Genomic DNA, 25,313 nt, shown 5'->3' on the forward strand with positions numbered 1-25,313 from the left:
TACTATCGCTCAAGCGATGGAAGAGTAGGTCGTCGCCAGGCATTGAAGCCCGTGCGACATGCATCACACGATATCAAAACCCATTCACAATCTCATCTACCCTTACGTCCCTAACAGGACCGTCGCGGGGTGGAGCAGCCCGGTAGCTCGTCAGGCTCATAACCTGAAGGTCACAGGTTCAAATCCTGTCCCCGCAACCAACTTGATTTGCAACGCCTCCTCGGAAACCCCCGCGGAGGCTTTTTGCGTTTCCGCTCCAGCGCTCAGCTCTGGCATTGACGCAAACTCGCCGCGAAGATGGATCGCGAGATCGCCGCTTTCCGGTTTCAACACCACGGTGTCGATCAGCGAACGGATGCGCTCGAACGCCTGTGCCTTCAGCGCATCATCCGGGAACACTGCGGTAAGCTGTTCGACACTCTCGCGATAAAGGTATCGGCATAGACGATGTCGATACCGCTTGCCGCCACCGCTGCCACCAGCGCCTTCACGGTCGCGGCCGCGCGCTGGTCGCGACTGCCTGCGCTCCGCATTATGCTAGCGCGCGAGTTCGCGTACCGGCAGGCGTGCAGGCTCCAGTGCGAGATCTTGCAGCGGAGAGGGCGGCTAGGACGGATCCTCCCCAACCGGGAACCGACCCGTCAACACGGCTCCAACCTCGCCACAGAGTTACGTATCTATGCCGCTCGATCTTCGTCTGTTCCTTCGATCAAACACTTCGCTATCTGTCGACCAACAGCCTTCGGTGCCGCCAACTGAGCCGCGTTCTTCTCGCAGCTGTGACGCCAGAATATGCACGGCGAGAACGACCCAGACCCGGACAGTCGCACGTCCTTCGCCGCCACCCAACCTCGCACAATCGTTCATCGCCCCGATCACCACGTCCTCATGAGTATCGTCAATAGAAAGGAAAACAACGGCATCCGGCATTCTCGTTTAGCGCAGACGCGAATGATCTGCTGCCGTCATCCCACAATCCTGCCTCCCATCGCTACATCTGATCGCATCCAAACGCCCCGTGGTCACAACTGCGTGCACGGCGTTTGACCGCCGGCCGGAGCAGCCAAGCATGGGCGACTCCAGAAACTCCTAGCGATTGCAGCTTAGAGGCGCGCCACTAAGCAAAGCGATCGACCAGAAAACCCGATGGTTCGTCTGCCCAGCAGAGCAAAGGTAAACGGGCAGGCCGGCGGGGGCTTGTGCCTGAAAAAGCGTCGATCATTGCACGACAAGGGCTCGACTGCCCGGATCGCTCCGCCTACGCGGCGTCGCCTTGCGGATCAGCGGCTTGCACGCTTCGAGTATGGCGAGCAGTCCGATGCCCATGCCGAGCGCCAGCGTCATATCGCTCCAGGCGATCAAGCCGAACTTCAGCAGAATCTGCGCACGGGGCAGAAACAGGATCAGACCGGTTACGCAGACAATCGCTGCGACGACATAGCGGAGCGCTGCATTGTGGCGGACCAGCGCATCGCGCATCGACGCGCTGAACGACCGGTTCACCAGGATCAGCGCGAGGATTTCGGCGATCAGCGCAAAGAAGATTAACGCGCGAAGCTCGCGCTCCGGCATCCCGGCCGCTTGCTCGATTAGAAACACTGCCGCCAGCATGACGAAGGCAAGCCCGCCCTGGAACACACTCCAGACAATCATAGGCATGGAGAACAGCGCCTCGGACGGCGCGCGTGGCGGGCGGCGCATGACGTCTTCCTCGTCCCGCTCGGCTTCGAACACGAGGGTGCAGACCGGATCGATCACCATTTCGAGCAGGGCGATATGGATCGGCCCGAACAGGATCGGCATGCCGAAGAACAGCGGCAGCAGCGCAAGCCCGGCGATCGGCACGTGCACCGCAAAGATGAACGCCATCGCCTTGCGGATATTGTCGTAGATCCGTCGGCCCAGCCGCACAGATTGGACGATCGCGCCGAAGTCGTCATCGATCAGTATGATCGCGGCGGCTTCGCGCGCGACGTCCGTCCCGCGCTTGCCCATCGCCACACCGATATGCGCGGCCTTGAGCGAGGGCGCGTCGTTGACGCCGTCACCCGTCATCGCGACGATCTCGCCCGCGGCCCTGAACGCGTCGACGATGCGCAGCTTCTGCTCGGGCATTATCCGCGCGAACACCGTCACAGATGGCAGCTGTGCCGCGAGCTGGGCATCGTCGAGCGTCGTGAGGTCCGCGCCGGTCAGGACCTCGCCCTCGGCGATCCCCGCCTGCCGTGCGATCGAGCGCGCGGTCGCGGCATAATCGCCGGTGATCATCACGACACGAATTCCTGCGCGACGACACTCGGCGACTGCACCCGGAACACTGGCGCGGATCGGATCGGCCAGTCCGACCAGCCCGACCAGTTGATAGCGATAGCCGTGCTGCGTTTGCGCCCAGTCGCGATCCGGCGGTGCCGCGCTCGCGACGGCGAGGACGCGAATGCCGCGCACCGCCATGGCGTCGACCGCGGCGGTCATCGCTGCATGTTGATCCGGGGCAAGCGCGCACAGGCTGGCGATCGCCTCGGGCGCGCCCTTGGCCGCGATGCGCAGCGCGTCGCCGTCGTCCCACACGTTCGACATCGCCAGCAATTCGGGACGCAGCGCATAGGTGTGGACGAGCGTCCCGGTGGATGGCGACCGCGCCACGACCGCGGACCACGCGTCGTGCAGCGCGATTTCCATCGGGTCGCTCGGAGCAATCGCACTGGCGCGCGCGGCGGTGGCGAGCAGCGCGTGATAGCCAGGCGTCACCGGCCTATTCCCCGCGAGCACGAGCGTCGCGGAAGAGGGCAACCAAAGCTCGCCGACCGACATGCGGTTTTCAGTCAGCGTGCCCGTCTTGTCGGTGCACAGGATCGTGGCCGATCCCAGCGTCTCGATCGCGGCCGCGCGGCGGGTGAACACGCCGACCTTGCCGATCCGCCACGCTCCCATCGCCAGAAACACCGTCAGGACGACGGGAAACTCCTCCGGCAACATCGCCATGCCGATCGCGATCCCGGCCAGCAGCGCCTCGATCCAGCCGCCGCGCAGCAGCCCGAACAACAAAACGACCAGTAGCGCGACCGCGCCGCCGCCGATCCCGCACCAGGTCACGATCCGGGTCGTCTCGCGGCGCAAACGCGGTGCCTCGGTCTCCAGCCTCGCCAGCGACTGGCCGATCCGTCCCACCTCGGTGCGTGGCCCGATCGCGAGAACGCGTGCAAGCCCATTGCCGCGCGTGACGAGCGAGCCCGAATAGACGAAGGGCTGGCCTTCGCCACCGGGGCGGCGGGGCTCCGCGATGGCGGCATCCGCGGCCGCGAGCTTGCCCACGGGCAGCGACTCGCCGGTGAGGAGCGACTCGTCGGTCTGGCAATCGTCGGCGTCGAACAGCAGCGCATCGGCGGCGATCCGGTCCCCCTGTTCGAGCACGAGGATATCGCCACACACCACCTCGCGCGCGGCGATGTGCTGCCGCGCACCATCGCGGACGACCTGCGCACGCGGTGCGGAGAGATCGCGTAGCGCATCGAGCACATGCTCGGTGCGGCTTTCCTGGACCACCGTCACAACGATCGAAAACGTCGCGAAGGCGAGCAGGATCAGCGCTTCGGTAAGATCGCCGAGCAGCATATAGGCGACACCGCCGGCGAGTAGCAGCGCCAGCATCGGCTCGCGCAGCACGTCCAGCGCGAGGCGCAACACCGAGCGCCGGTCGGCGCGCGGCAATTCGTTGGGGCCGTCGCGTAAAAGCCGTTCGGCCGCGACCGCGCTGGACAGTCCGCTGCGATCGGCGTCGACGCACAGCGTGGCCGTGCCGGGCATTCAGTGCGCCATGAGAACGGGCAAACGCGGATCGTCGATCAGACTGCGCGTGACGCCGCCGAGCACGATCTCGCGCATCCGTGAATGCGCAAAGCCGCCGATAAGGAGAAGGTCGGCACCGCGATCGAGCGCGAAGCTGGTCAGCCGGTCCTGCGCTTTCCCGCTCCGTTCGAGCGCATGCCCCTCAACGCCGAAACCGTGGCGGTGCAACAGCGCGACGACCGGTTCGAGCGCGGTTTCCGGCTGATCGGCCAGACCGTGTTTAATCGCAACGACATCGATCCGCGCACCGGGCGCGGCGAGCCGGACGAGATTCTGCAAGGCGCGCATCGCAGTCGGCCCGGGCTTCCAGCCGAGCACGGCGTGACCGACGTTGCGGATCGAGCGGCCCGGCGGCAGCAGCAACAAGGGCGTGCCCGAGGCCATCAATACGGTCTCGATTGTCCGGCGGCGGAGCCAATCGATCGACCAGGACTCGTGCGGACCGATCATGACGAGATCCGCGAGAGGCGCGCTGGCGCGGACGTCGCCCGGGATCCACCCGACATCGTCGCATTGCGACACGATCTCCGCCTGGCTGTCGGGCGGCAGGAGCGAGCGCAGGCTGCTGGCATGGTCGCGGACCAATTGCCGAAGTTCGCTGGACAATGTGTACACCGTGCCGAACGGGGCAAGATTAGGCGACAGCATGGGTGCCGCGGTCAGGACATCGAAGATCATATGCGCCTGCCGGTGGTCGGCTAAGCCAAGGACCGCGTCGATAAAGCTGCCACCGCGGACGGGGCCCTCCACGATTGCGAGAATTGTCTTGATCATGGCCACCTCGCTAGATCGGGCCAGCTTAGGTCACGAATCATGGGCTAGATTTACGTAGTTTACGCAGAGGCAAGCCGCGACGCGTTGCGATCGTCTCGGCCAGTCACGCCTCCCGCGCTTCGGCGTAGGGGTCGCTCTCATGGGAAAAGAGCAGTCGGAGCGTGTTGGCCAGTCTACCGGACGAAGTAAGCGAGCATTGACCGATATGCGTACCAACGACCTGGATACCAATTTTTCGAAAGGCATCTAAGGCACCAGGTGCCTAGAACCACAGACGGGTCACTCCCAAGCGGCTTGTAAAAGTCTGGCTTCCGCAGGATTCTGTCCGAGATCTGACGATACCCGGAGGCTCCAATCGACACGCTGAGCGCGACGCTGGCATAGTCGAATATGCGCGATCATCGATGCGTGATGACGACCAGGGCCTGCGACCGGTCGATCGCCGCCGCCAGGCATTGACCAAGACGCTGCGGATCCAACGACGCGAAGCTCTCGTCGAGAATCGTGAGCGATGCGCGCTGCAGCAACGCACGCGCGAGGAAGATGCGGCTCCGCTCGCCATGCGACAACTGCCAGCCGGTCTCGCCCACCTGTTGCTCGATCCCGCCCGGCATCCGCGACAGCAGATCCCCCAGACCAAGCTCCTCGCATAGTTCCGTCGCATCGGCGAGATCGGCGGACGTGGGCGGCCAGCTGCGCGCCATCAGCAGGTTGAAGGCGAGCGATCCCGACAGGATATGGTTGTCGTGAAACTGCGGCGCGGCGGCGGCCAGACGGTGCCAAGCGTCGCCCCGCGTCGCCTTGTCGAGCCCGTCGAGCAGCAGCAGCCCCGATGTCGGCGTCTCCAGTCCGGTCAGCAATGCTGCCAGCGTGGACTTTCCGCCGCCCGATGCGCCGTCGAGCAGGATCTTCTCACCGTGCCTGATCGTCAGGTTCGCGCGATCGACGACCCGGCGATCGGCACCGGGATAGCGAAACATAAGCCCCTCGGCCTCGATCACCGGCCGGTCCTCGTCCGCAATCCCGTCGGTTCGCCGGGTCACGGTGACCGCCCCGCCGCGCGCCGCGGCAAAAAGATCGCGCACCCGCGACCAGGCGATCGCAGCGCGCGCGAGCCCAGCCGAACCGCCAGCGATCCCGCCAAAAGCGCGCTGGCCGAGAAGCAGCCCGCCCAGACTTATCGCCAGCGTCACGGGCGACGGCACCGGCTGTCCCGCGAAGGCCGGGACGAGGGCAGCGATGCCCGCGAACAGCCAGATCGATGGCAACGCGGTGACGCCGATGATACTCGCGCCATCCATCGCCGCCGACGTCGTGAGATAGCGCTGCACCACCGCGTCGTCCTGCGCGTCCCGGCGCGCAGCGCGGTCCTGCGCCAACCGGGTCCGATGTCCGACCATCGCCTCGATAAGCGCGTTGGTCATGTCCAGACGCTCCCCCGACCACCGTCGCATCCGCACGAAATACCGCCAGCCAAGCAACCCGGTCAGCACGACCCAGCCGACCAGCAGGGTCAGATGCGCGGTCGGCGCTGCGCCATGGGCGAGGACCCATGCAGTGAAGACGAGTTCGATCCCCGCGAGCAGCACCCCGATACCACCGTTGAAGGTGAGCGCTTCGAGCGCCTGCGCCTCGATCACGCGACCGATCATCTGGCCGACACCGCTGCGCTTGATCGCGTCGGGTCGCAACGCGAGCGCGCCGGCGAGCAGCCGCGCCTTCATGATCCGTCCGAGGTCGACCGCGAGGCTCGCCTCGCACCACGCGCTCGCGGTCTGCGCAACGACGGCGGTGAGCAGGATCACCACCCAGCCGAGCAGCCAGCCGGAATCGACCTTGCCCGCCAGAACGCCTTCACCGATCACCCGCCACCCTGCGATCTCCAGCACGTAGAGTGCGACGAACGCCGCAACGATCAGCGCGAGCGTGCGCAGGCCGCCGTCCAGCCGCATCTGCCGCCAGACCGATGCCGAGGCCGGCGCGCGGAGCAGGCTGATCCCGCCGATCCGTTCGGCGCGCAGCCGTTCGTGGAGCAGCGCGGCCGCGGCGCGCGGACGACGGCGTGGCTGGATCATCGCGCGATCGAGCAGTTCATCGACCGCCGCGCGGTGTTCTGCCGCGACCGGCTCGACGAGGCGATCGCGCAGCGCAGCGATCGGTACGCGGCGACGGTGCGCCTGCCGATCGAGCAGCAGCACGCCGCCGCGTCGCCGGCCCGCGAGCGCGAAGAAACCCGGGCCTTCCGCCGTGTCATCCAGCAGGATCGCGGGCCCGCCGCTTGCCAGCACAGCGTCGATCGCGGAGGCCGGTGTCTCGACGTCGACCACCTCCACTCCCAGCCGCGCCGCCGCCCATTCTGTCCACCTTGGCACGTCCTCGAGCGCGAAGGCGGCGGGGACGACCAGCGGATCGGTCGGCGGGTCGCGGATCAGCCCGGCATCCAGCGCCAGCGCCTCGATCGCTTCGCCGAGCCGGGCAAGCGGCCACCAATTGGGGGCGAGATCGGTCATCGTGCGCGCTCCACGACCAGGCCATCGACCATTGTCAGTTGCCGCAACGCCGTGCCCTTGCGCAGCGCATCCTGCACCGCGGTTTCCGCGTCGAGCAGGTCGCGGTAGCGCGACGGGGCCGCGGCCAACACCGCCGGCGCGCCGTCCTCGATCAGCCGCCCGTCCTCGATCACGAGGACCCGATCGAACGCCTGCGTTTCCGCGAGATCATGGGTGACGCACAGCAGCGTCGTCTCGGCCCACCACACGCGTGCTTCGGCGAGCAGCGTCTCGCGCTGACCACGATCGAGCCCGCGAAATGGCTCGTCGAGCAGCACCAGCCTGGGATCGGCGACCATCAGCGCCCGCCCGAACCGGACGCGCTGTCCCTCGCCGCCCGACAACAGTCCGCCGCCTTCGCCGAGCATCGTCTGCAGTCCTTCGGGCAGCGCGCGCGCGATCCCGCGCAGCCGCGCCGCCGCCATCACGGGCCCGACCTGACCGATCGCGTCGTCGGTCGCGGCGTAGAGCAGGTTGTCGAGCAGCGAGCGGTTCCACAGCTGGATCGCCGGATCGACCCAGGCCGTCGTCGCGCGCAACGCCACCGCGCAGAGCGGTGCCCCATCGACGGTGACCGTTCCTGCCGCGGGCAGATGCCAGCCGAGCAGGACGCCCAGCAGCGTCGACTTGCCCGCCCCCGACGTGCCGACGATCGCGACATGCTCGCCTGGCGCGATGCGGACGCTGAGCTTGGTCAGGATCGGATGCCCGCCCGCGACGATATCGACCGCGTCGAACGCGATCGCGGCGGGACCTTCGGCGGTCGGTGCTGGGCCGGCGATCCGCTCTTCCCGGGCATCGAGCGGCTCGACAAGGCGGAGCAGGACGTTGCGCTGGCCCGGGTAGCTTTGCGCGAGCCCGGCAAGCCGCGATCCCAGGCCCGGAAGCTTCAGCGCCCAGAACACCAGCAACAGGTCCGCACCGCCGACACCGCGCCCGCGCGACAGATGGCTCGCGACCAGCGCCGCCGCCGCCATGGTGCCGATCAAAGCCTGTGCGCCGTCCGCCGTTACTGCGGTGCGCGCGAGCCTGCGCATCGCATGCGCCCATTCGACCAGCAGTCCCTCGTGCTGGCGCGCCACCGCGCGCTGCGCGCCGTGCGCGCGGATCGGCGCGAGGCCGAGGATCGCGTCGAGATAGAAGCCATGGAGCGCGCCTGCGTGATTGCGGACGCGCAGGTCGCGTTCGTTGAGCACCGGCTGGATCACGAGCGGCATCGCGATCGTCAGCAGCGCGACGCCAGCTGCGGCAAGGCCGCTGTCCGGGGCGATCAGCGCAATCGCGAGCGCGGTCAGGGCGAGTTCGAACACGGTCTCGACGAAGCGCAGACCGATGCCAGGAACACTGCGGATCCCGTGGATATTGTGGCTCCGGTCCGCCATGTCGCTGATCGGGCGGCTTTGGAAATAGCGATCGGCCAGCCGCGGCAGCTTTGCGAGCAGCGCTATCCGCAGCCGCACTTCCAGCGCCCGTCCCATCCGCAGCGCCGCCGATCCCGTCGCCAGTTCGATCGTGAGCAGCACCGCGATGAACACGAGCAGCGCGACTCCCGCGGTCAGCCGGTCCAGCCCCATCGGCAGCCGCTGCGCGACGTCGATCAGTCCGCGGAACAGCAGCGCCTCGAGCATCAGCGCGCCCGCCGCGAGCGCCGTGGCGAACATCAGCGCTACCGGCGCGACCAAGCCGTCGGCCCGCAGCATCGCGACGAGCGTCCGGAGCGGCGTGGCGGGCGGCTCGGCGAGCGCGGCAGCGAGTTCGGGCGGTAGATCGGCGGCGGGCGCGGCGGCGGTATGCCTGCCGGCAATGGTCACCAGCACCGCCCCGCGCACCACCGCGTCGTCCCCGGCGGGGACCGCGCTCCAATAGGTTTCGGGGATCGCCGTGAACGGATCGGCCGCAGCGCGATCGGCGAGCGCCGCGATCAGTCGCGCGGCGTCCGATCCGGGCGGCAGCGCGCGCGCGTCGACCAGCGCCGTCACCAGCCGTATCGCTGCATCGATCGCGGCGGCGTGCTGCCAGTCCGCAGCGGTGACGGTAGCGAGCAGCCGATCCGCCGTTCCGCCCGCGACGCCGATCGCGGCAAGGCGTTCGCGCCACGCCGTCGCTGCCTCCGCCGAGCGTGCCCATCCGTGCCAGGCCGCCGCGGGGACGCGCGTGCCATGCCGGTAGATCGCGGCGCGGAACGTCGCCTCGCGCAGCCAGCGCCGTCCGATCGCCGGGTCCATCACCTGCACCCAGCCGCGAACGCGCCGCCACAGCACGACGAAATGCGTCGCCTCATCGGCATGGCGAACCACGACGATCGCGGGCAGCGTTGTGCTGGGGAGCATCACATGGTCGGCGGGAACCAGCACCTGCTCCGCCGCCAGGCCGAGATGGTTGGCGACGGCTTCGATCGCGTCGATCGACGTGCCGTCGACGCTGGTCTGGCACGCCTCGCGCAGCCGCCCGTAGCTGACAGGGATACCATGCCCCTCGAGCAGGCACTTGAGTGCCGCCGGGCCGCAATCCATGCTCGATGTCTGGACGACTTCGGGGGCGAGCCATCGCCGCGGACCGCTCATCGCAGCGCCCCGCCTGCGGTCCGCATCAGCAACCGCGCGGGCGAGACATGCTCGACCGCGACCTCGACCGACCCCGCAAGTCCGTGCGCCAGCGCGACGCCGCGGATGGCGCCGCGTGCCGCGGACAGCTCGACCCGCATCCGGCCGTCGCGCAGCTCGCCGGCGACACGCTCGACCCGTGCCGGCACGACGCCATATTCGGTCCAGGGATACCCCGCGAGGCGAAGCGTCGCGCGCTGACCCGGACGGATCCGGCCCAGTCCGTTTGCCGGATCGAACGCCGCGACAACGATCAGGTCGCCGGCCGGGAGGATCGTCGCGAGCCGCTGACCTGCTACGACGATCGCGCCTGGAGCGACCGCCTGGACATCCGCGACGATCCCCGACACCGGCGCGCGAACCACGCGACCGGCAATGTCGATACGCAACTGCGTGGCCAGCGCCGTGGTCGACGCCTGGTCGTCGGCCAGGGCGAGGCGCATGCGTTCGAGTTCCTCGCGGCGCGCACTGTTCCGACCGCCGCGGGACTGTGCCTCGGTTGCGATGCGGCGTGCGTCCTCGGCGAGCGCATCGCGCACAGCAGCGGCACGGCGCGCATCGGCGCGGGCGCGGATGGCGTCGGCCTGCGACACGCCACCCGCCTCGCTATCCTCGACGTGGCGTCGCGCGATATCCGCGGCAAGACGCGAAGCCGCATCGGCCTCGGTCGCGCGCGCGCGCGCCGCACGCGTTGCCGCCGCCGCGCTCGATCGATCCGCGCTGTCGGCATCCCCAAGCAGCGCCATCTCACGGTCGAGCGACGCCAGACGTCGCGGATAGTCGAGCATTCGCCGCTCCGCCTCGGCGAGCCGGAGCCGCTGGGGTTCGGCATCGAGCGAGACCAGCACGTCCCCGGCCGTCACGCGGCGGCCGATCGAGAGCCGCGTCGCGATCATCCGCCCCGATTGCGCGGGCGACACGGCTCGCGGGACCGTACCGACCTCGAGCCGCGCACTGGTCGACACCTCGTACAGCGTCACCGACGCCAGCGTGAACCACAGCAGCCAGACCGCGAGCAGGGCTGCTGCGACGGCAAGCGCGAGCAGTGCGAGGCGCGGCGTCTCGCGAGCCAGCGCGTTATGCGTCCGGGCAAATGGTGTGGCCATGCCGCGATCACTGCCCCGCCGGAGCGAGGGGGGATGGCGGCGAAGACGTCGTCCGCCATCCACCGCCGAGCGCGCGAACAAGGCCGACGGTGGCGATCGCGCGCGCATGATGAAGCCGGACCAGCCGGGTTTGCGCGCCAAGATCCGCGCGTGCCGTGTCGAGCGACTCGAGCAGGCTGATCGAGCCGCGGCCGAGGCGTCGGGCAGCCAGCTGTTCGCCGCGAAGGCTCGCATCTGCCGCTTCGCGCGCCACCGCGTCCTCCGCCGCAAGCAGGCCCGTGGCTGCGAGCTGGTCCTCCACGTCGCGAAACGCGCGCAGGATCGTGTCGCGCTGCTGCGCCTGGGCCAGCTCCTCCTCGGCCGCCGCCCTGCGGACGCGCGCGGCGGTACGCCCGCCGTCGAAGATCGGCAGCGAAAGGATCAGGTTGAAGCCGAACGTCTGCGCGGTCTGGGACAGGAGCTCGCCGAGCGTCGGCGAGGCCTGCCCACCATTGCCCGTGAGCGCAAAGCCCGGAAACCATGCGGTCTTCGCGGCCCGATGCCGCAACCGCGCCGCCTCCACCGCATCCGCGACGGCCGCGACGTCCGGCCGTCGCAGGAGCATTTCGCTCGGCAGTCCGGCCGGGATCGTGGGAACCGTGAGGAGTTCCGGTGCGGCGCGACGGTCGGGGATTGCTGCGGCACCGACCAGCAGTGCCAGCGCATGCCGGGTCAGTGCGCGGTCGCGGTCGCGCGCGAGCAGGTCGGCGCGCAGCATGGCAAGTTCCACCTGTCGCCGATTGACGTCGCGCGCCGCGGCATTGCCGCGCGCGGCCTGTGCCGCAACGATCGCCAGCGCCCGCGCCGCCCGGTCGATCGCGCTGGCCAGGATGTCGCGCTCGCCATCGAGCGCGCGCAACGCGAAATAGGTCTGCGCAATCTCCGCCTGCACCGCGAGCCGCGCACCGGCCAACGTCGCCTCTGCGGCGCGCGCATCCAGCCGCGCTGCGCGCGCGGCCTTGCCAAGGCCGCCAAATAGGTCGGGCTCCCACGCCGCACGGAGGCCAAGCTCAAACAGACGGCCGTTTTCGCCGCTGGCGGTGGCAAGATTGCCTGACTGGTCGGTGACGCCGGCGATCGCGGAAACCCGCGGCAGCCGTTCGGCGGACGCCGTGCGGACGGCGGCCCGTGCGATCGAAAGCCGCGCCGCGATGATCGCGATGTCCGCGTTATCGATATTGCCCCGCGCGACGAGCGCGTCGAGCTCTGGCGAGCCGAAGATCGTCCACCAGTCCGTGCGCCAGGGCAGCGGGCTCGCGACGCGCTGTGCCTCGGCATAGGTCGGGGGCACGTCCGTTGCGTCAGCTGCCGCCGCGATGCCGAGCACGCTGACGACGAGAAGGGGGATTGCGTGCCGGACGCGGAGATGGCCGGAACAAGTCCGGCCATCTCGTCTGGAAACGATCATCTGAGATCGCAACCGCAGCGGTTCAGGCGTGCGGCTTGGGATCGTCCCTACCACGACCGCGACGGATGTGGCCGGCGGGATCATCGGCGCCGCGTTTGCCGGCGTGCAGATCGGTCTGGATCTTCATGCTTCTTCTCCTGACATGCCGCGCAGCTAGACTCCGCGGCGGGTTTCGGTGGGTCGGATCCTGTCGAAATTGGGCGTTCTTGCGTCGCTCGAAGGTTGTTCCGACCGCATCCCATCACCGCTGCAGGCGGTGACATGCGTTAGTGTCGCGCGCGTGAAAAACGGTTCAAACCATTGGAACTTTTTCAGAAACTGCGGCGCGCACCAAGGATGAGGCCGCTCTGCCAGCGTCCGCTGTCATGGTTTGGGCCATTGCCTGCCCATTGCACGGTGATGGCGAGTCTATCGAACCGGCGCGCGACACCCAGTCGCCAGTCGAGCTCGATGAACCGCGGCCTGCCGGGATCGCGCGGTGGCGTCAGGACCCCGCCATGGCCCGCCAGGGACCAGGGGCCGTGCTCGACCAGCGTCGCGTTAACGTCGACATAGGCCGCTTCGCCGCCGCGGCCGTCATAATCGGGCGTCAGGTAGAGATGCGACTGCACGCGCCGCCCGATCAGTCCGACATAGGCTTCGGTCAAACGGCGTGCATAGTCGCCGGTAAAGAACCGGCTATAGACCCGATTGGTGATGCCGATATCGAAGGTCAGCGCGCCGTTGAGACGTCTGGCGTAACCGACATACTGTACCGAACGGTGCGGCCGGACGCCGCTGTCTCGCGTCGCAACGACCGTCGCCGAAATACCGGCATAAAGCCCACGGACATCGTCATAGGCCAGCGTCGCGGTGCCGATCGGTCGGTCGCCGCTGACCGTCTGTCCGCGAAAGCGGTCATCCGATGCGACGGAAATCTCCAACCCGGTTTGCGCTATCGCAGGCACGGGGCCGAGGCCGATCGAGCATATTGCAAGACCGTGCAGACCGCGCGCGCGCCGCCGCCTAATTCGGCACGGAACAGCGCGCGCTGCCGGACCGCGCCAGGTGTTCGAGCGTGTCGCACGCATCAATGACGCCACCGCCGCTGCGCGCGGACACGAAAGCCTGGCCCGTCTTGCCGGGGCGCAATTCCTGCATGAGCGCCATCAGCCCGCTGACATGTGCTGCCGCATAGGAATTTCCACTGACCAGATACCATCGACCGCCCGGCTCCGTGGTCGGCACGTCCCGCCCGGGGGCAATGTAAACCCCGGTTCGCGTTCCCGCCACTCCATCGTCCGCGACCGCGACGACGCCGGGCAGCGCCGCCGGGAAGCCCGAGCCCGTCTCCGGATCGACCGCCGCGACGAACGCGACGCCGCGCGCGATGCCGATCTGGACGAGCCGGGCGAGCAGCTGATCGAACGGCCCTGTCAGGCTGAGATTGACGACGCGCGCCTTGCGCTCGATCGCGAAGGTCAGCGCCTTGGCGAGGCTCAGCGTGTCGCAGATCGTTCCTGCGGTGCCGCCGCGTTGCCAGCATGCGCGCAGCCCCATGAGGCGCGCACCAGGCGCAATACCCGCGATTCCGACCGCGTTGTTCGCCCGCGCGCCGATGATCCCTGCGACGCCGGTCCCATGGGTTTCCGCCCCCACGGTCGCGGCATCGGCGACAAAATCGCGATTGATCATCAATTGCCCGCGAAGATCGGGGTGGCCGGCATCGATCCCGCTGTCGATGATCGCCACCGTGATGCCGTTGCCGGTCGCCATCCGGTGGAGCGCCGCGAGCTGCCAGCCGCGCGTCGCGGGCTGCGCACGGAACAGGCGATCATTGTAAAAGGCCGGCGCCTGGCCCCGCGTCGCGTAGCGGTGGAGCGGCTGTGACCAGGCGACGCCTGACAGGTGCGAAATCCGCTCGGCGGTTGCCTCGAGTGATCGGCCTTCGGGGACGATCATCACCATGCAGTCGATCCCAAGGATCGGCATCGGCCAGCCGGTCTCCAGCCGCAGCCCTTCCTTGCGCGCGATCCGCGCCGCCAGTCGGCGTCGCGCCTGTGCGCTCGTCGGATCACCGTAGCCGCCGCCATAGTCGTTGCCCGGGCGATAGTGCTCCGGGGCGAGCCTGAGCATCACCAGGATGCGGCGATCCACCATCACATCGGGGCTCGCCGATGGTGCGGCCGCCGCGCCTGCCGGGCTTTGCGCGCTCGCCATCGACGGGGTGGCCGTAATCGCGAGCGCGATGACTAGAAGCGCGCGGTTCATTTCGCGGGCGCCTGTTCGATCGGTTCCGCCATCGTCACGTCCGCGTCGCGCCGCAGCCGTGCAAGCGCCGCGCCGCCCGCGCCGCCCGGTACCGCGAGGACATAGGCGCCGGACGCGGTCGGCCCGTCGACCAGTCTCGCGCCGCTTGCCTGGAGTGCCCGACGGAACGCCGCCTCGCTGGCCTCGGGCCGAAACATCGCCAGCACATTGCCGCTGCGTGTTGCACCCGCGTCGCCCAGCACATGATACGCGCCCGGCTGCCCATCGGATCGCTGCGTCAGCGTCTGCGCGCCGAGCGCGAGCATGGCGACGAATTGCGCTGCGACCACCCAGCGTAGCGTCCGGGGGCGCATGACGGCGCGACGTGCCGCACGCAACGGATCGCGTGTGCGGCGTCGCGGCGCGGCCGTCGCGGCCGTCGCGACCGACACGCTGCTCGTCGCGTCGAGCCGCGCCGCCATCGCCGCCCAGCTATCGCCGGTTTCACCCGTATCCCGCGCGACCGCATCCGCCAGATGCCGCTCCTGCACCAGATCCGCGCGGCACGCACCGCACTCGGCAAGATGCTCAGCGACGAGCGCATTCTCCACGGCATCCAGCTGCCCGGTGACGTACCAGGGCAGCAGCAGGTGGACCTCGGCATGCCGGTCGGTGGGGAAGGGAAGGATCTGGGTCATCGTCCTGTTCTAGAGCCAGTCCGACAGATCGCCGGGAAGGCTTTGCTTGAGGTGGCGGCGGGCGTGGAACATCCGCGTCTTCACGGTATCGACGGGGCAATCCATGATTTCGGCAATCTCGCGGTAGCTGAAGTCCTGGTAATAGGTCAGGTTGACGACGGCACGGTGCGACACGGACAAGCCTTCGATGGCTTCGGCAAGCGCCAGCTTCACGCGGACCGCCCGGCTGTTCTCCTCGGGTGTCGCCGCGTCGCTGGCGCGTGCTTCCGAGCGGTCGTCATCGACCGGCTCGTCCAGCTTGCGCAGCGCCGCGAGGCCCTGGCGATAGGCAATACCGAACATCCAGGTCGACAGCCGGCTCTCACCATTAAAGCCTCCGATCCGGTTCCACACGACCATCATGGTATCGTTCCGCACCTCCTCCACGAGATGCGGGCGGCGTAACAAATTGAGGAGGAAGCGTGACAATCGGGCGTCCCACGCGCGATAGAGCATCTCGAACGCCCGCCGATCGCGCGCACGGATGCGATCGATCAGCGCGGCCTCGCCGATACCGTGTCCGTCCTTGGCGCGCGGCGCCGCAGACCCGACCCCTGTCACTCCGGTCCTCCTGTTCGCCCCTTAGTGTCTGCCCGGCCGGAAATGGTTCAATCGCAACTTCGCATGGCGATACGATCAAGTCCTGGATGAGCGGTCCTCAGCGTTCACACGGGCCGATGCCTCGTTCACCTTGCCAGCAATCAGCGCGAGACGATAAGCCAATTCCGCTCACTCTCGCGAGCATGAACACGCGGCAGAAACGTTGCTCTTCGTGCCGGATCAGGACGGTCCGCGTCCGACCAGAAAGCGGCCGGTTGGCCCCTTACCCGACCGCCTGAACGAACGTCCACTTGCGACGATAGTCTCTCAAAAGCGACCGCCCGCTTACCACCGAGGCTGCGTAGAAACGTCTTGTTAGGCTATGCTTGCCGGCGTCATCTGGAGACGTCGGATGGGTCGTTTCATCGAGGGGTGTGACCGCCGGGAGCAGCTTTTTCTACCGACCTGCGTGGACGATTACGTTGCGGAAGACAGCACCGTGCGCATCGTCGATGTGTTCGTCGACGAACTGGATCTGGCGACGCTGGGGTTTGCCGGCGCCGCTGCGACGGGTCGGCCAGGCTATCATCCGGCGACGTTGCTCAAGCTTTACGTCTACGGCTATCTGAATCAGGTTCAGTCGAGCCGACGCCTGGAGCGCGAGGCGGGCCGCAACGTCGAGCTGATGTGACTGACGGGCAAGCTCGCACCGGATATCAAGACCATCGCCGACTTTCGACGCGAACAAGGGCTGCGAACCAGGCGGCTTGTCGCCGGTTCGTGCTGTTGTGTCGGCAGCTCGCCCTCATCGCGCGCGGCACGGTCGCGGTGGACGGGAGCCGCTTTCGCGCGGTGAATGCGCGCGACCGTAACTTCACGCCGCTCACGATCCGGCCCCGGATGGATCAGGTCGACGCAAGCATCCAGCGCTACCTCGGCATCCTCGACACCGCGGGAAAGCGTCGCGGCTGTCCCCGTTTCTAGGAAAATGCGACGAGGTCGGATCTGCTCCCCAAAATCATGCCATTGGGAAATTTGCTCGTCAGATGGAGACGAGTGATGCGGCGAGGCCGATTTGCCGGGGATTGGATCATTGGCGTGCTGCGCGAGTATGAGGCCGGCGTGAAGACCGCCGAGTTGTGCCGGAAGCACGGGATTAGTGACGCGACGTTCTACAACTGGAAGGCGAAATACGGCGGGATGACCGTGTCGGAGGCGGCGCGGTTGTGGGCGCTCGAGGACAAGAACCGTCGGCTGAAGGATCTGCTGGAAATAAACTGATCCGGTCTGCGAAGCGCTACGCTGCAGTGGAGAAGCTGATGGCTGACCATGGTTTCTCCAAGGGGCGTGCCTGCGGGCTTATCGGGGTCAATCGGTCGGCATGGCATTATGAACCGCTTCGCGGGCAGGACGATGCTGCCCGCGTCCGGATGCGCGAGATCGCGAACGAGCGTCGTCGGTTCGGCTACCGGCGGCTGGCGATCCCGCTCAGGCGCGAGAGGAGAGGCATGAACCTGAAGAAGGTGTATCGGTTGTATCGCGAGGAGCGGGTGACGGTGCGCAAGCGTAGCGGCCGCGAGCGCGCGCTTCGGACGCGACCGCCGGTCGCCTTCATCCCCCCGGCACGAGCGATAGCGCATTCTCGTGCGATCCGCTTCGACGACAGCATACGCCCGCCGCTCGCTCATCCCCAGCACCGTCCGGAGATGCGCGACTGCTTGCCGCTTCACGGCAGGCGTCATCGTCTTTTTGAGAACAGGTCTTTCCGGCCTGCGTTGTTCAGCATCTGTCATACAGAGTTAAGACGCGCGCCGTAGCGGCCGCCTATGACAAATCGAACGTTAAGACTCTGGTCGCGGAGCATGGTCGCACGACTGATGGTACCCGTCGCCATTATGCTGGGGCTGGTGTGCCTGCTGGGCCTGATCGGGCACGGTACCAGAGACCGTGTTCAGACGGCGCGCGATGCGGCGAATGCCGGCCAGACCGTTCGGATCAACCTGATCGAGGTGCGGTCGATCAGCCGTTCGTTGCAGCGTGACGCGCTGAACCTACTGCTCGAACGCGATCCTCGCGCACTTGCGATTATCCATGGGAAATTCGCGAAACGGTCAATCCAGATGCGGACGCAGCTTGCCCAGCTGGTTCGGAATCCGATCGCGGGGTTAAGCGCACGGAGCCCATATATAGCCAGTCAGATAATCGTCTTACGACAGTTGGCGATCATGGCCGATGACGCCACTAAGGGTCGCCAGGATCGGGCGTGGACCGTCTTTCGCGATGACGTCCGTCCCAACGAGCGGATGGCATCCAAGATCGCCGATACCCTCATCGCGTCCCAGGAAGACGAAGTCGAGCGTCTGTTCCGCAACGCCCATGATCTGGAGCGGCAAGAGGTCGCAATCAGCGTCGCGGCAGGCATCATCCTGTTCGCACTGTCCGCATACGGCACGGTGGTGATCGTCCAACGGACCTTTGTCCGCCCGTTGCTGGACATCGAACACACATTGGCGGTGATCGCCGGAGAGAATGCAGAAGGTCGCACGCCGCATGCAGAACGAACCGATGAGATCGGTCGGATGTCACGCGCGATCGAAGTCTTTCGGGCCTCGGTCGTGGAGCGCGGACGGTTGGAAGCCGATAATGGCCGGCAGCGGTTGGCAGAGGTTCAGCGCGAACGTCAAATCGAAGATGCGCGGCGCACGGCACAGACAGCCGAGGCGGAACGTGACCGCATCGTCCGACAGGCCGCAACCACGTTGGAAGGCGAGATAGCGAACGTGCTTGCCGAGCTTCGCGGAGCAGCCGGACAATTGTCCACGACATCGGGCGAACTCGAGGATCATTCGACCGACGCGACCCGCGAGCTTGGTAGTGTCGGCGTAGCCGTCAGGCGAGCGATCGACGGAGCAACGGATATTGCCGCGGCAACGAACCAGTTTATGGGCGCGATAAGTCAGTCCAGCCAGAGTACACGTCTGTCTGCCGATCTCAGCGCAGAGGCTGCGGACTGCGCGGCACGGCTCGCACAGGATATGACGGACGTCCAGAATGACGCCCGCGCAATTGGTGCAATCGTCGGAGTCATCAGGACCATTGCTGCACGAACCAAGCTCCTCGCGTTGAACGCCGCCATGGAGGCGGCCCGTGTCGGCGAGGCCGGAAAGGGGTTTGCGGTCGTTGCCGACGCCGTGAAATCTCTGGCCGCGCAGACCGCGGACGCTACGGGCGAAATTGCCGAGCAGATAGCTGGTATGCAACGCGGCACCGCGGCAGCCTATGCTGGTCTGCTACATATCCGCGCAATGGTCGAGGACATGGCTCGCGGTACCGATGATCTCGCGTCGAGCATTGGCGAACAGGCGCAGAGCGGCCAGGCCATCAGCCGGAAAGTGGATGGAACCGCGACAGACCTGGATCTGATCGGGCGTCTGGTGACGCATGTATCCGTCGCGACGCAAAGCACGACGGGGATGGCAGCCAAGGTCCGCATGGAGTCACGGTTGGTCGAAAACGGTGCATCGTCAATCGACGCCGCCCTGTTGCGCTTCTTCGAGACGCTGCACGCAACTTGAGGCTACGCGTCGTCGATCCGGAGCATCGCACGGGCGCGGTTCAGCGTAGACCGCTGCCCTCCAACGCGAGGACCGCGGCCCGCATTGCCACGATGCGATCGGCAGCTGTGGGCGAAAGCTCGCCCCAAGAGAATGCCGAACGGTCACGCGCGCCTTCGCGCCACATCCGCGCAGCGACATTGTCCAGGTCCGCTGCGGTCGGGGACCGGCCCGTCGACATGCAATCGACTATTTGATGGGGAACGAGCGAGGTAGCGCTGGACATCGGGAATACCCTCTACTGCAAGCACTTTCCCTAGCTGCGTTTGATGGCACCAGAATGACAGGCGCGGTGTTTTCAAACACCTAGCGGTATGGAAATGCTTTCCGGAGCTTCGGGCCCTGACGCGAAAATCACGTCCAGCCATTGGCTGTGCTGATCCGAATATATGCCAAAGCCATCGACGTGACGATCAAGTCATGCCGCATCGTAACATGCACGTCACAAGTTTACCGCATTCAGCCTGGAGCCGGATGCGGTAATTGGGGGCGCGATGTTTTAGATCTTGGCTGGTTGCTGGCGTTCGTCATTTTGACAAGCCGATGTAAGCGATAAAGTCGGGCGACGCGTACGCTTTCTGCTGCAACGTGACGGCATGAAGAATTGTCTGGTCTGCCCGATCAATAGTCGTCGCGTGCGCTAGAGCCAACGTATCACCGCCGGCGGACTGCCGTTCCATTAAATGAAATCTGTCATAATCTCGAACGCACACGTTCGGGGCGCGAAGTCGCACGTCCAGCGATCACCTCGCGAGGTGTCACTGGCATATCAGCACCGGGGGAAACCGAACAATGATCCGTAGTTTGAAGCATGTCGACCGCATGGCGTCCCTGCTGCTGGGAGCCGCGACCGCAGCACTGTCCGTGGCGCCGGCCGCTGCCCAAACCGTCGCGGCGCCCGTCAGCCAGGAGGCCGATACGGGCGACGAGATCCTCGTCTCCGGGTATCGCCGCAGCCTAGAAGAAGCGATCGAGATGAAGCGCAATACGATCGGCTTTTCGGACTCGATCATCGCCACCGATATCGCAGACTTCCCCGAGCAGAATCTCTCCGAAGCGCTGCAGCGCGTGCCCGGCGTGACGATCGAACGCGAACGCGGCCTCGGCACGCGCGTCAACGTCCGCGGCCTGCCGAGCGAATTCACCTTCGTGTCCATCAACAAGCTGGCGACCGCCTCGGGCTCGGGCGGCCGCGACGTCGAGTTCGACATCTTCGCGTCCGAACTGATCCAGTCGGTCACCGTGCAGAAGTCGCCGGTGGCGGCGGACGAGGAGGGCGGCATCGCCGGCTCCGTGCTGATCCGTACCGCGCGGCCGTTCGACAACCCCGGGCTTCGCGTGGTCGGCAGCGTTGATGGCGCGTATAATTCGATCTCCGAAAAGATCGATCCCAACTTCTCGTTTCTCGCCAGCAAGACCTTTGGCGACTTCGGCGTGCTGGTTTCGGTCGCCAAGCAGCAGCGCACCAATCGCACCGATTCCAACTCGGGTATCAACTTCCGCCCTATCGCGCGCTGGACCGATCGTACCGGCACCGTCTACCGCAACCAGGCGATCGCCGTGCTGCAGCGCGACGCCGGCATTGCTTTCACCAACGCTGACAAGAACAGAATCGTCTTCCTCGATAAGGTCGGCGACCGCGTCTATCAGAACGATCAGGACCGCCTCGGGCTGTCGGGCTCGGTGCAGTACAAGCCGAGTGATGATTTCAGCCTGGCGTTCGACGCCTTTCTCGGATCATACGACACGACCGAGGACGAATATGACGCTGCCGGCTATTCGGCATCGAGCAACTCGACGCTCGAGACGATCCACGAATTTGATGCCAAGACGCTCGCGGATAGCGGCATCGTCGTGCTGCGCGACGTCTCCTACACCAACACGCAGCATGAATTCCTGAGCAAGGAATATATCAACGAGACCGACTATCGGCAGTTCGGCGGGGAGATGAACTGGACGACGGGCAATTGGAAGATCAATGCGCTGGGTGGCTATTCCGGCGCCAGAAAGACGCTCGACTATGCGAATCTGAAGCACGTCGCCTACGCGCCCTCGCGCACGCGCTATACCGAGAATGGCGGCGAAACGATTCAGAGCGCCAATCCGAAGACGATCGACATGTACGATGCGCCGAATTCGTATCTGTTCGAAGCCTATGAGACCACGCGCGAACAGATCAAGGACGACAAATATGCCGCTCAGATCGATCTGAGCTACCAGTTTGACTCGTCGGTGCTCAAGCGCTTCAATTTCGGTGGTCGCTACACCGACAAGACCAACGAGCGTCAATATGGCGAGGAGAAGATCCAGGGTCCGACCCGCGGCAGCACCGCTTATGTCAACACCCGCAAGCTGGGCGATAGCCCGCTTGAGACCGTCACCGACATCGTTGGCGGGAAGAACTACCAAGCACGCGACCTGAGCTGGGCGCAGGTCTCGAACGCCTATGCGCGCGACTTCTTCCGGCCCGACGGGTTCGTCACGCCGTTCAGCGATGCGAACTATTACAAGGTCAAGGAAGAGACGATCGCCGGCTATGCGATGGTCGATTTCGAGTTCGACGTGGCCGTGCCGCTGTTCGTCAATCTGGGTGGCCGCTATCTGCGCACCACGATCAATTCGGAAGGGTTCCAGCAGGTCCAGAACCCGAGCGGCTCGATCGGCCTGACCCCCGCGCCGGTGTCCAGCGACGGCAAATATGAGAAATTCCTGCCCTCGTTCAACGCGCATGCCGAGCTGACCAACAGCCTGTTCCTGCGCGCTGCCGCGTCGAAGACGCTGATCCGCCCGGCGTTGACCGATTTGGCGTACAAGCGGATCGCGAGCATCGGCAATTTCCGGTACACCGATGGCAATCCCGGCCTGAAGCCTACGCTTGCCGATCAGTGGGAAGTCGGCCTCGAGCAATATCTCCCGCGCGGCGGTATTCTGGCGGCGTCCTATTTCTGGAAGAAGATCAAGGGCGTGGTGCAGAGCCAGCTGACCGGCGAGGTACCCGGCGTGACGGTCTACAACGCCAACGGTACGGTCAACGGCGTCTATGACTTCGACGTCTACCAGCCCGTCAACGCCAAGGGCGCGTACAAGGTCAGCGGCGTCGAGGTGAACGCGGTGATCCCGTTCGGCATGATTGCGGACTGGGCGGACGGCTTCGGCGTCAACGCCAACGCCACCTTCCTCGACAGTTCGCTGACGGGGCAGTCCGACCTCGGCATCGATACCTCGCCGATCGGCCTTGCCGACAAGACCTACAATGCCACGGTCTTCTACGACAAGGGACCGCTGTCGCTGCGCGTCTCGTACAACCGCAAGGGTGCCTATGTGGAGCGGATCGAGCGCAACATGTATTCGGTCTACCGCGATGCCTATGGCCAGTTCGACGTCGCCGCCAGCTATCAAGTGACGCGCAACGTCCGTGTCGAGCTGCAGGGCATCAACGTCGGCAATGCGAAGACCACCGGCTACACGATGGATCCGTCCTTTCCGGCGATCTACGAATCCTCGGGCAGCCGCATCAGCCTAGGCGTTCGCGGGCAGTTTTGATCGTCGGCAGGCCTCGCCGTGGGGGCGGGGCCTGCCGGGTAATCTCGTTGTGGAGAATCCCCAAGTCTCGCGTAGCGCCCTTGCCGCAGTGCTGGCCTCGTCCGTCCAGCCGAGGTCGCGCCGCGGGAAGCCCCCGATCTTTCGCGCACACTACCAAGGATATGGTGCGCAACGCCCACAACCGGACGCCCCGGTGGGCCGTCGCATTCCGGAGCGCGGAGACTCGTTCAGTTGAATGATCCCCGGTCAGACCGCCGCGCCCCCGCCATCCACGAAGAGCTCATGGCGCGCGACGAAGCCGCTCTCGCTCGACGCTGCGAACAGGACGGCACTCGCGACATCTTCAAGCCGCCCCAGGCGCCCGAGTGGGACCCCCTTGATCACATCATCTTCCTCCCGGCCGAGACGACGTTCGCGCGGATGCCGCGTTCTTTCCGGTCAGGACGGCATATCAAGCGCCGCTCTGCCCGAAATCGAATAGGCGTCCGCCTGACGGTCGATGATGCCGAGTTTCCCGGCTTTTTCGAATACCGCTTGGAAATTGGGCGTGGAGAGGTGCGCGTTCAACGCCGCCTGATCTCGCCAGGCTTCAATCAGGCGGAACGTGCCGGCGGCACCTACTTCCTCCGTAACGTCGAGAAATACACAGTCGTCCCGTAGCCTGGCTGCGCTCGCCATGCGCGAAGCGATATCCCGGAACGCCTCCACGTCGCTGAGCTGAATGCGATATGTTGCATAGATTAGGATGGTCGGGGTGTCAGTCATGTCCAAGCTCCATCGTGGCGACGGATAAGATGATCGATCCCGTCGCGCACGTTTCCGGGATATGGACTGGCACTGGTGCTGAGGGTAGAACCTACCTAAAGGTAAGTGCCAAAGAGGCTCGATGAGCGTTCCCCGATCTGACCCTGCAAGTGACTGTGGCCTCGATGTCGCGCTGGCCGTCATGGGCGGCAAATGGAAGCCGCTGATCCTGTATCATCTCCGCTCGGGTCCGAGGCGGTTCGGCGATCTCAAGCGGGCGGTTGCCGGCATCAGCGAAAAGGTGCTGATCCAGCAATTGCGTGAACTCGCTTCGGCAGGCGTAGTGGTTCGTCACGATTATGGCGAAGTGCCGCCCAAGGTCGATTACACCGTCACGCCATTCGGCATGACGCTGATCGAGGCTCTGCTGCCCTTGTGCGAGTGGGGCGTAAGGAACCGCACCCGCGCTTCGGCCAGCATGACTTCGAGGGCAAGCTAGAGAGCCGCTAGATTGCGCCTCGTTGCTAAGGCTTTCTCAATGTTTATCTTTATTGAAGCGGCAGCGCCGCGATGTCGGCTATTGCCGCCCGCCGTCCCGAAAACCGCCGTTCCACTTTCCTACCTCGGCGAACATCAGACTAACGTGCAGAAAGGCGACGCTGCTGATGGCCTGAAACGTTTGCGGTCAGGCGCCCGGCGACGATCCTGGTAGCTGTCGTTTGAAATGCTATTCTCCTGGCGCGTACAAGAGGCCCTCGTGCAAAATCGCAGCTAAGGTTGCTGTGTGCAGCAGCGCGATGGCGAGGTTGCTCTTTACCACCGGATTGCGCCAACCGACCGCCGGTATGGTCATCAGCTTGTAGGCGATCTGCATCGGAAACAAGACGCCGGCGATGGCGATCGACAACGTCGTATTGCCCGAAGCCTGACCGATCAGCGCGACGGCGCTGGCCATTGCGATGGTCGCGTAAAGGCATGCAAGGATACGCCGTGCAGCACTGTCGACGCCGTAGCACGCCGTCATTGCGGGCACGTCGCGCGCGATCAACGCTGGAATGACCGTCACAACGATAACATTCACGAGATGAGATAGGGTCAACAAGACCATGGCTTCATCCGATCAGAAGCTGGCGCATGGTGAATATATGCATCCGATGCGTACCAGTCCAGCGTGGGCGCGGCTTATGGACCCGACAACAGACACGCCTGATCGGAATTGATCAACGAGGCGCTAAATCCGATCTATAAAATATCCTTGCGACTAGCTAATCGGCGAGTTCATTAAGTATCTATAGGCTGATGTTTTTCAATCAACGATATCCCGGTTTAGCGTCCTTAGTCCGTAAGGTAGTCAGAAAAGTAGAAGGCCTAAAAAGTGAACAATTTTTGCTTTTGCCGCCGTCAGACGAGCTCATTTAAATCGGACATTGCCGACGCAAGAAACGCGAGATAGATTCTAGCCATGTGGACATTGTTCCCTTGAAATATTGCGGCTCTGGGCATCCAGGCTTTCCGCTGCGGGCCTTCCGGGTGCGCTTCGGATTACCGGACCAGTCGGGAAGCTCTCCTGCCGTATGAGGC

General features: G+C 65.6%; 17 protein-coding genes, 1 tRNA gene and 2 pseudogenes. 6 read left to right on the forward strand and 14 right to left on the reverse strand.

Features of this window, described 5'->3' with window-relative positions; translation table 11 throughout:
• Positions 1 to 123: 123 nt before the first annotated feature.
• Positions 124 to 200: transfer RNA gene (locus C8J24_RS12645), tRNA-Met, on the forward strand.
• Between the two features lie 1,018 nt (positions 201 to 1,218).
• On the opposite strand, the gene C8J24_RS12650 is transcribed toward C8J24_RS12645, so the two are convergent.
• The 10 genes from C8J24_RS12650 to C8J24_RS12695 all read right to left on the reverse strand — a co-directional run bounded on the left by C8J24_RS12650 (position 1,219) and on the right by C8J24_RS12695 (position 15,852).
• Positions 1,219 to 3,804, reverse strand: a complete 2,586-nt coding sequence (locus tag C8J24_RS12650; RefSeq protein ID WP_107932905.1) for a cation-translocating P-type ATPase — start codon at positions 3,802 to 3,804, stop codon at positions 1,219 to 1,221.
• Entirely contained in the window at positions 3,805 to 4,620 is an 816-nt protein-coding gene (locus tag C8J24_RS12655; protein ID WP_107932907.1) for a universal stress protein, read from the reverse strand.
• A gap of 398 nt (positions 4,621 to 5,018) precedes the next feature.
• On the reverse strand, positions 5,019 to 7,130 hold the full coding sequence (locus C8J24_RS12660) for an ATP-binding cassette domain-containing protein (RefSeq protein WP_107932909.1): 2,112 nt from the start codon (positions 7,128 to 7,130) through the stop codon (positions 5,019 to 5,021).
• Positions 7,127 to 9,733 carry a cysteine peptidase family C39 domain-containing protein gene (locus C8J24_RS12665; RefSeq protein ID WP_107932911.1) on the reverse strand — a complete coding sequence of 869 codons (2,607 nt, stop codon included), beginning with the start codon at positions 9,731 to 9,733 and terminating at the stop codon, positions 7,127 to 7,129. Before C8J24_RS12665 ends, C8J24_RS12660 begins: the two co-directional genes overlap by 4 nt.
• The gene (locus tag C8J24_RS12670; RefSeq protein WP_107932913.1) at positions 9,730 to 10,878 is read right to left on the reverse strand and encodes an HlyD family secretion protein; all 1,149 of its coding nucleotides are present in this window, start codon (positions 10,876 to 10,878) and stop codon (positions 9,730 to 9,732) included. Before C8J24_RS12670 ends, C8J24_RS12665 begins: the two co-directional genes overlap by 4 nt.
• 7 nt (positions 10,879 to 10,885) lie before the next feature.
• Positions 10,886 to 12,325, reverse strand: a complete 1,440-nt coding sequence (locus tag C8J24_RS12675; RefSeq protein ID WP_167396755.1) for an efflux transporter outer membrane subunit — start codon at positions 12,323 to 12,325, stop codon at positions 10,886 to 10,888.
• A 311-nt stretch (positions 12,326 to 12,636) separates the two neighbouring features.
• On the reverse strand, positions 12,637 to 13,248 hold the full coding sequence (locus tag C8J24_RS12680) for a TorF family putative porin (RefSeq protein WP_167396756.1): 612 nt from the start codon (positions 13,246 to 13,248) through the stop codon (positions 12,637 to 12,639).
• 82 nt (positions 13,249 to 13,330) lie between these two features.
• A complete protein-coding gene (locus C8J24_RS12685; RefSeq protein ID WP_107932919.1) occupies positions 13,331 to 14,575 on the reverse strand; it encodes a S8 family peptidase in 1,245 nt (414 codons plus the stop codon).
• Positions 14,572 to 15,252: a zf-HC2 domain-containing protein gene (locus tag C8J24_RS12690; protein ID WP_107932921.1), complete on the reverse strand. Its 681-nt coding sequence runs from the start codon at positions 15,250 to 15,252 to the stop codon at positions 14,572 to 14,574. The genes C8J24_RS12685 and C8J24_RS12690 overlap by 4 nt, the downstream gene beginning before the upstream one ends.
• A 9-nt stretch (positions 15,253 to 15,261) precedes the next feature.
• Positions 15,262 to 15,852, reverse strand: a complete 591-nt coding sequence (locus tag C8J24_RS12695; RefSeq protein WP_235516432.1) for an RNA polymerase sigma factor — start codon at positions 15,850 to 15,852, stop codon at positions 15,262 to 15,264.
• A gap of 391 nt (positions 15,853 to 16,243) precedes the next feature.
• Here C8J24_RS12695 and C8J24_RS12700 point away from each other — a divergent pair.
• A pseudogene (locus C8J24_RS12700) lies at positions 16,244 to 16,794 on the forward strand (transposase); the annotation flags it as partial.
• A 96-nt stretch (positions 16,795 to 16,890) separates the two neighbouring features.
• Entirely contained in the window at positions 16,891 to 17,112 is a 222-nt protein-coding gene (locus C8J24_RS12705; protein WP_277352411.1) for a transposase, read from the forward strand.
• A gap of 325 nt (positions 17,113 to 17,437) precedes the next feature.
• Here the strand turns inward: C8J24_RS12705 and C8J24_RS17895 are convergent.
• Positions 17,438 to 17,617 (reverse strand): annotated as a pseudogene (locus tag C8J24_RS17895) (IS3 family transposase); the annotation flags it as partial.
• Between the two features lie 76 nt (positions 17,618 to 17,693).
• Between C8J24_RS17895 and C8J24_RS12715 the strand changes: the two are divergent.
• Positions 17,694 to 19,406, forward strand: a complete 1,713-nt coding sequence (locus tag C8J24_RS12715; RefSeq protein ID WP_167396758.1) for a methyl-accepting chemotaxis protein — start codon at positions 17,694 to 17,696, stop codon at positions 19,404 to 19,406.
• Between the two features lie 831 nt (positions 19,407 to 20,237).
• Entirely contained in the window at positions 20,238 to 22,988 is a 2,751-nt protein-coding gene (locus C8J24_RS12725; RefSeq protein WP_107932930.1) for a TonB-dependent receptor, read from the forward strand.
• Between the two features lie 246 nt (positions 22,989 to 23,234).
• Here C8J24_RS12725 and C8J24_RS17720 read toward each other — a convergent pair whose 3' ends face one another.
• Positions 23,235 to 23,372: an SDR family oxidoreductase gene (locus C8J24_RS17720; RefSeq protein WP_208620964.1), complete on the reverse strand. Its 138-nt coding sequence runs from the start codon at positions 23,370 to 23,372 to the stop codon at positions 23,235 to 23,237.
• A gap of 54 nt (positions 23,373 to 23,426) precedes the next feature.
• Positions 23,427 to 23,753 (reverse strand): putative quinol monooxygenase, encoded by a 327-nt coding sequence (locus C8J24_RS17585; protein ID WP_167396759.1) that lies wholly within the window; start codon positions 23,751 to 23,753, stop codon positions 23,427 to 23,429.
• A 121-nt stretch (positions 23,754 to 23,874) separates the two neighbouring features.
• Here C8J24_RS17585 and C8J24_RS12740 point away from each other — a divergent pair, with 121 nt between their 5' ends.
• A complete protein-coding gene (locus tag C8J24_RS12740; RefSeq protein ID WP_031394710.1) occupies positions 23,875 to 24,231 on the forward strand; it encodes a winged helix-turn-helix transcriptional regulator in 357 nt (118 codons plus the stop codon).
• A 228-nt stretch (positions 24,232 to 24,459) separates the two neighbouring features.
• On the opposite strand, the gene C8J24_RS12745 is transcribed toward C8J24_RS12740, so the two are convergent.
• On the reverse strand, positions 24,460 to 24,840 hold the full coding sequence (locus C8J24_RS12745) for a hypothetical protein (RefSeq protein ID WP_107932935.1): 381 nt from the start codon (positions 24,838 to 24,840) through the stop codon (positions 24,460 to 24,462).
• Positions 24,841 to 25,313 lie beyond the last annotated feature (473 nt).

This window comes from Sphingomonas aerolata, assembly GCF_003046295.1.
Taxonomy (GTDB): domain Bacteria; phylum Pseudomonadota; class Alphaproteobacteria; order Sphingomonadales; family Sphingomonadaceae; genus Sphingomonas; species Sphingomonas aerolata.